5 protein-coding genes and 2 rRNA genes are annotated in these 6,441 nt (G+C 50.9%); 4 read left to right on the plus strand and 3 right to left on the minus strand.

Annotated elements, in window-relative coordinates; genetic code table 11:
• The first annotated feature begins 106 nt into the window (after positions 1 to 106).
• Both G461_RS0101755 and G461_RS0101760 read left to right on the plus strand, forming a co-directional pair.
• Positions 107 to 712: a MarC family protein gene (locus tag G461_RS0101755; RefSeq protein ID WP_035478810.1), complete on the plus strand. Its 606-nt coding sequence runs from the start codon at positions 107 to 109 to the stop codon at positions 710 to 712.
• Positions 713 to 786: 74 nt separating this feature from the next.
• A complete protein-coding gene (locus G461_RS0101760; protein ID WP_026970531.1) occupies positions 787 to 1,629 on the plus strand; it encodes a DUF2971 domain-containing protein in 843 nt (280 codons plus the stop codon).
• On the opposite strand, the gene G461_RS22985 is transcribed toward G461_RS0101760, so the two are convergent.
• Positions 1,609 to 2,502: a GGDEF domain-containing protein gene (locus G461_RS22985; protein WP_051333288.1), complete on the minus strand. Its 894-nt coding sequence runs from the start codon at positions 2,500 to 2,502 to the stop codon at positions 1,609 to 1,611. The genes G461_RS0101760 and G461_RS22985 overlap by 21 nt on opposite strands.
• Before the next feature lie 314 nt (positions 2,503 to 2,816).
• Here G461_RS22985 and G461_RS0101770 point away from each other — a divergent pair, with 314 nt between their 5' ends.
• Both G461_RS0101770 and G461_RS0101775 read left to right on the plus strand, forming a co-directional pair.
• The gene (locus tag G461_RS0101770; protein ID WP_026970532.1) at positions 2,817 to 4,481 is read left to right on the plus strand and encodes an AMP-binding protein; all 1,665 of its coding nucleotides are present in this window, start codon (positions 2,817 to 2,819) and stop codon (positions 4,479 to 4,481) included.
• A gap of 178 nt (positions 4,482 to 4,659) precedes the next feature.
• Positions 4,660 to 5,415, plus strand: coding sequence for a hypothetical protein (locus tag G461_RS0101775; RefSeq protein ID WP_026970533.1), 756 nt, complete (start codon positions 4,660 to 4,662; stop codon positions 5,413 to 5,415).
• 500 nt (positions 5,416 to 5,915) lie between these two features.
• On the opposite strand, the gene rrf is transcribed toward G461_RS0101775, so the two are convergent.
• Together rrf and G461_RS0101790 are read right to left on the minus strand one after the other, a co-directional pair.
• Positions 5,916 to 6,031: ribosomal RNA gene (rrf, locus tag G461_RS0101785) — 5S ribosomal RNA — on the minus strand.
• A 105-nt stretch (positions 6,032 to 6,136) separates the two neighbouring features.
• Positions 6,137 to 6,441 (minus strand): 23S ribosomal RNA (locus G461_RS0101790); the annotation flags it as partial.

Below are 6,441 nucleotides of genomic sequence, written 5' to 3' on the forward strand. Positions count from 1 at the left end.
CGTTGGAGCGCAGCCTGTCTGCGCTCCCTTCAGTTGCTTTCCCCTCATAAACACGACACACTTTCCCCGTCAAACGAGATAAGCAGTCCCAAGGAGGGGAACAGTGATGGAGCATGCGTTATCGGTGTTTATGGCCTTCTTCGCGATTATGAACCCTATCGCCAACACCGCCGCCTTTGCCGGTGTAACCAGTGAGCTCGACCCAGCGCAAAAACGCACTGTTGCTGTTCGCTCCTTGCTGATCACCTTTGTGATTGTCACGCTGTTTGCCTTGTTGGGTAAGAGTATCTTTCATCTGTTTGGTATCACCCTCCCCGCACTGCGTATTACCGGTGGGATCCTGGTGTTTGTAATTGGCTATCACATGCTGCACGGCTCAGGCTCAAAACTACACAAGGGCGAACAGGCTGAGCAAGGTGATATCGCGGTCTCCCCGCTTGCCGTGCCGCTGTTAGCAGGCCCGGGTACTATTGCTACCGCCATGAACTACTCAGCATCAGGCGGCTGGAACGATGTGATTACCACCATTGCAGCCTTTGCGGTGCTATGCGTGTTCACCCTGCTGTGCTTCTTGCTTAGCGCGCGCATTATCCGCGTGCTGGGTGAGAATATGTTGTCGATAATCACTCGCCTGATGGGCTTGATCCTCGCGGTAATCGGCGCGCAGATGCTTATCGGCGGTTTGCAGGGCGCATTCACCGTATTGAACTAGCTACTTCGCGCTGCAATCTTGGTGCAGTGTTTCGCCGTTAAGATCGAGGAAACTCGCTAGCTGTTGTGTACGGCATGGACACCCTATACCACTACTGCTCTACCGAGACATTCAGGGCGATTGTCTCCCATAAGAAGATCCGTCTGTCGTCACTTCGCCAGTCTAACGACAGCGCCGAGGGGCGAGTCGCCGAAACCGCGCTACGCAGCGCAGTGAAAGAGCGCGCCATCAACCCCGATGCCAATCAGGTGTTAAAGGATGCACTGCGGCGTTCGCGCTATGACAACACCACTTTTACCTTGGGCTTTTGCCTGTCGGAAAACGGCGACCAGCTCAGTCAGTGGCGTGGCTATGCCGACGATGGGCATGGCGTATCCATCGGCTTCTCCCGAAGCTATCTCGACAAGTTGGTTGAGAGCATCTGGCAACAGAACCTTCATACCGATCAGGAAAACGCACTGGAGGTAGTGCTCACCCAGGTGACCTATCAAGAGACAGAGCAAGTGGCAAAGCTGAAGGCACTGGCAGAGCGCTATCTCAGTCAGTTTAGCGAAGGGATGTTTTGTGAGTACCAAGAGGGCCATCAGGGTCAGCGCAAGCAGCTATTTAGATTACTCAGTGAACTAAGAGACAACGACTACACCTTCAAGCGCTGTGGCTTTCAGGATGAGCGTGAATGGCGGCTGTTGTGCAGGGCATCCTTTGATAACCGCAACCACCTTGAATTTACCCATACCCGGCACGAGCTAAAGCCCTATATCGATCTGGATATCAGTCAGGAACTCGATCGCGTGTCGCCGATCGTCGATGTGGTACTAGGACCGAAGCACACCACACCGAGATCGTTTGTAAAACGCTTTATCAGCCGCGAGTTTAAGGATGTTAAGGTCAACGCTTCAGGCTTGACCTATCGTTGACCCGGGAAAGCAGTTGCCCCAACTGCACACCACCTGATCGCGCCCTTGATGTTTCGCTTGATAGAGCGCCCTATCTGCTCGCTCAAAGATAGCGTCAAAGGTATCGCCACTGAGATAGTTGGTCACACCAATCGAGCCAGTACAGCACACTTTTTGCTTTTGCTGCACACACGCATTTCTGATGGTGTTTTGCAGTAGCGTTAGTTGCTCTTTCAGCTCAACCTCGGAATCCGCGCTCAGAATAATCGCAAACTCCTCCCCGCCTATCCGCACTAACTGATGACGATTGTTAAACAAATTAGAAAGCGCGCAAGCTACCTGCTTTAGCAGGTTATCGCCAACCACATGCCCCCATGTATCATTTACCGATTTGAAGTAATCCAAATCGATAAGGGCTAGGTAGTGGCGCCCCTGCAAATAAGGCTTATGATGATTCTCAAACTGATTGAGCAGATAACGGCGATTTCTCACCCCGGTAAGCTCATCGCACAGCGCCATACGGTGCAGATCCTCCTCGCGCCTGATTCGATCGGTCACCACCGAGATATAGGTGCACATCGCCTTTTGGCCCTGCCAATAAACCAACGCGTCGGTTATCTCCGCCAGTTGAGGATTCCCTTGCATATCAGTGTGTTCAATCACCTCAGGCTGGCTAGAGTGCTCGCTGTCCATCACCTGCTGATAACGACGATCCGCCTCAGGCCAGTGCTCCTCAACAAAAAGCTGCTTTAGGCTGGTTAAACCCAACACCTCAGAGACCGAGTCTAAACCGCTAAACTCAGCAAACGCCTGGTTTGCATAAAGTGGTTTGAAGTTGATGTGGATAACACATGGGTTGGGATGTAGATCAATAATCGATTTGTAGTCTGCCAAGAGTCCAGCTCTCCCTGCTACACCGGGGTTAACCCTAGCGTAGGTGCTTAGTAGTTAGTCTTATTTATGATTATATTTAGATAGAAAAGCGCACAGTTAACAGTATTGACTGCCGTTATTCAAGTGTTCGTAGATGATAATTCACACAACTATTGACTGGCGCTCATTTTTCAAGCTCTCGATTATCTCTTGCCCATGATTGCTGGGATGTTGCGCCTCATTTCAGTCACAAAATAGAGCATTAGCACTAATATTTTCTCGCGACTTGGTTAGATTATTGTTTCCCCTTACTGAACAGCAATAAGAACGCCATTATGCAATCAACCGATGCCCCTTGGTTCGCCAGCTACCCTGAGGATGTTCCCCACACTATCGACGCCTCATGTTACGCCAATCTATTAGAGCTGCTCGAGAGCAGTTGCGACAAGTTTGAAGATAACACCGCCTTTGTGAACATGGGCCATGAGCTGACTTACCGCGAAGTCGAGCAGCAAAGTCGAGCCTTTGCCGCCTACCTACAGCAGCAACTAGGCATGAAGCAAGGCGAGCGTATTGCTATCATGATGCCCAACCTATTGCAGTACCCTATCGCTTTGTTCGGCGCGCTACGAGCAGGCTTAGTGGTGGTGAATGTGAATCCGCTCTATACCCCACGAGAGCTGCAACACCAACTGCGCGATTCAGGCGCAACAGCCATCGTCGCTGTCAGCAATTTTGGTAATAACCTGCAGCAGGTCATCGCCACCACCTCACTAAAGCACGTAATCCTCACCCACATCGGCGACTCTCTGGCACCACACCGTCGCACCTTAGTGAACTTTGTGGTGAAGTACGTAAAACGCATGGTGCCCAAGTACAGCTTGCCCGGCGCCATCTCGATGCGCCGTGCACTTACAGAGGGCAAACGCCTCAGCTACACTCGCCCGGAGGTTGCCAGCGAAGACCTCGCCTATCTGCAATACACTGGCGGCACCACCGGTGTAGCGAAAGGCGCCATGCTCACCCATCGCAATATCATCGCCAACGTGCTGCAGGTGTTTGCCCACTTTGGTCCCAGAACCGCCAAGGCCCAAGAGCGCGCCGTCACCCCGCTGCCGCTTTACCATATCTTTGCCAACTCAGTGAGCTTGATGATGATGATGTCGATGGGTGCATCTAACCTATTAATCACCAATCCTCGCGATTTCGACAGCTTCGTTAAAGAGCTCAAGCGCTACCCCTTCACCATGATGTACAGCTTAAACACCCTGTTTAATGCACTATTGCGTCATGAAGGCTTCCGCTCACTGGACTTTAGCCAATGCCAATTCACCATCGCCGGCGGAATGGCCACCCAAACCGAGATAGCCAATGAGTGGCAAGCACTGACCAATATGCCGGTAATCGAAGGTTACGGCCTGACCGAATGCTCACCGGTGGTTGCCGGAGGTATCCATACCCAAACATCGTTTATCCCCTATGTAGGCGTACCGCTCCCCTCTACCGAAATGCGCGTAGTGGACAGTGAAGGACAAACCCTACCGATAGGCGAAACTGGGGAGATCCAAATCAGAGGCCCACAGGTGATGCGCGGCTATTGGAACAACGAACTAGAGACCCAAGCGGTCCTCAGCAAAGACGGCTGGCTCTCCAGCGGCGACATCGGCCGCATGGACGAACATGGCTACTTCTACCTAGTCGACCGCAAAAAAGACATGATTCTAGTTTCTGGATTTAACGTCTACCCCAGTGAAATCGAAGACGTAGCAACTTTACACCCTAAGATCATCGAAGCTGCAGCCGTAGCGGTTGTCGATAAAGTAGCGGGTGAGCGAGTAAAGCTGTTTGTCGTGACTCAAGGAGAAGTAAGTGAGGATGAACTTAAAAAGCACTGCAAGAAGCACCTTACTGGCTATAAAGTGCCAAGCTACTTCGAATTTAGAGATGAGCTACCAAAATCTGCAGTTGGAAAGATCCTCCGTAAAGAGCTGCGAGGTTAACCTCTGAGGTACATGCGCTAATGTAACTAAATCATGTGCCAAACCGGACTATCCCTCTGAGCTAGTCCGGTCTCCCCTTGAAGACACTCCCCAAAATGAAAATAGAATAGTCACTAATTACTGATAAGCAGTGTAATCTTTACAGAGATGGTCAACTAACACAGCATTCAGGAATGATATGCCTCAAGATTTCAGTGAAGAAGCCACTCAAGCGTCGACGAAATCAATAACTAACCCAAGTAGCGATGGTGCTAACACTCTCATGAATGATAAACCTCAGGAGTGGCGCTATATTGTGACTGCTGAGTTGATGCGCGCCCAGCAAACGCCACTATATGAGAGATTAGACAAACTCAGTCAACAAACGCCGGTAGTGAGCAGCGCCCCAATGAGCGAAGAAGATACCATCCATTGGATTAGAAATACTCAAGCTGAACTAAAAGACGCCACCAAACCATTTAGCAGTCAGATCGAAAACCTCAATACCATCTTGACCAAGCAACACGGTTCGCCAGAACCACTAGAGATCGAACGCGCAGTCACCCAAATAAGCAATCAACTGGAAAAGTGTGTAGCGCTCAAGGAAAGTCTGGGTTGTTTAAACCTACCAGAAGAGTGTGAACGCTTTAAGGACGAGGTTCAGACCTACCTGGCAATCCAGTTGGTTCGACTGAGAGTTATCCCTGAAAAGTTAGACAATATCGCCGCCGAACTCGGACATAACGACACCAATGAAGGCAATGTAGCCACCGGATTAGGAAGCATGGAGATCCCCTTCGAATGGCAAAGTACACTGTCTGAACAAGCTAAAATTACTGTTCTTGCATTAAATAAAAACCATCTAGACAGAGACAGCCAGAGAGCAAGAAGCAAAGTGTTTAGGGCTTTCATAGCAATCATTGTGATACTCAGCATTATCTGGCTGGTTCGCTGAAAGCCGCGCTGCGAGCTGCGAACTGTCAGCTTCCTACTCGTAAATGCAAAAAAGCCCTGCCTATTCGCAAAGCAGACTCGCCTCTATTCAGTCGCCGCAAAGCCTTTCACAGCGGGGGGTGAAAACAGCGCAGTTAACCAAGCAACGCTTGGTGCTGTTTGAACGCGTAGCATGTATGCGGAGCTGGAAAGCAGGGGTTTCGAGAAGCAGCGCTTCGAGCCTGCGGAGCGCGGGCAGCTGTGCTGCTCGCTGAACGGCCCATCCTGTGGGCTGATATGTTGTGTATGCAGTAAGTCTGCTGCACGTGGAGAGAAGGAGCCAACGCCAGAGGCATCGCCTCCGCCTGGCCTTTGAAGCGCTGCTTCAAAGCTACTTACACATGGGGTTTGTTGCGCCACAGGCGCATTTTCTACCTGCTTCCCCATGCCAAAGCCGGTCAGTTTAGTGTGCGCAGAATGCAAAAAGGCCCCGCTCGTTAGAGCAGGGCCTTCTTATTAAGAGCCTGGCAGTGACCTACTTTCACATGGGGAAGCCCCACACTATCATCGGCGCAGTTGCGTTTCACTTCTGAGTTCGGCATGGAGTCAGGTGGTTCCACAACGCTATTGCCACCAGGCAAAAAACGGTGTCTTTAAGCAATTCGGATAAGGATAAAACTTTAAATCAGAGTTCAAACAAGCATTTCTTGTTTAGGTGAATAACAACACCCCTTAGGTGTTGTATGGTTAAGCCTCACGGGTAATTAGTACAGGTTAGCTCAACGCCTCACAACGCTTACACACCCTGCCTATCAACGTCGTAGTCTTCGACGGCCCTTCAGAGACCTTAAAGGTCTAGTGAGAATTCATCTCGAGGCCAGCTTCCCGCTTAGATGCTTTCAGCGGTTATCTGTTCCGAACGTAGCTACCGGGCAATGCCATTGGCATGACAACCCGAACACCAGCGGTTCGTCCACTCCGGTCCTCTCGTACTAGGAGCAGCTCCCCTCAATTCTCAAACGCCCACGGCAGATAGGGACCGAACTGT

The organism is Aliagarivorans marinus DSM 23064, from assembly GCF_000429485.1.
In the GTDB taxonomy this organism is placed as follows: domain Bacteria; phylum Pseudomonadota; class Gammaproteobacteria; order Enterobacterales; family Celerinatantimonadaceae; genus Aliagarivorans; species Aliagarivorans marinus.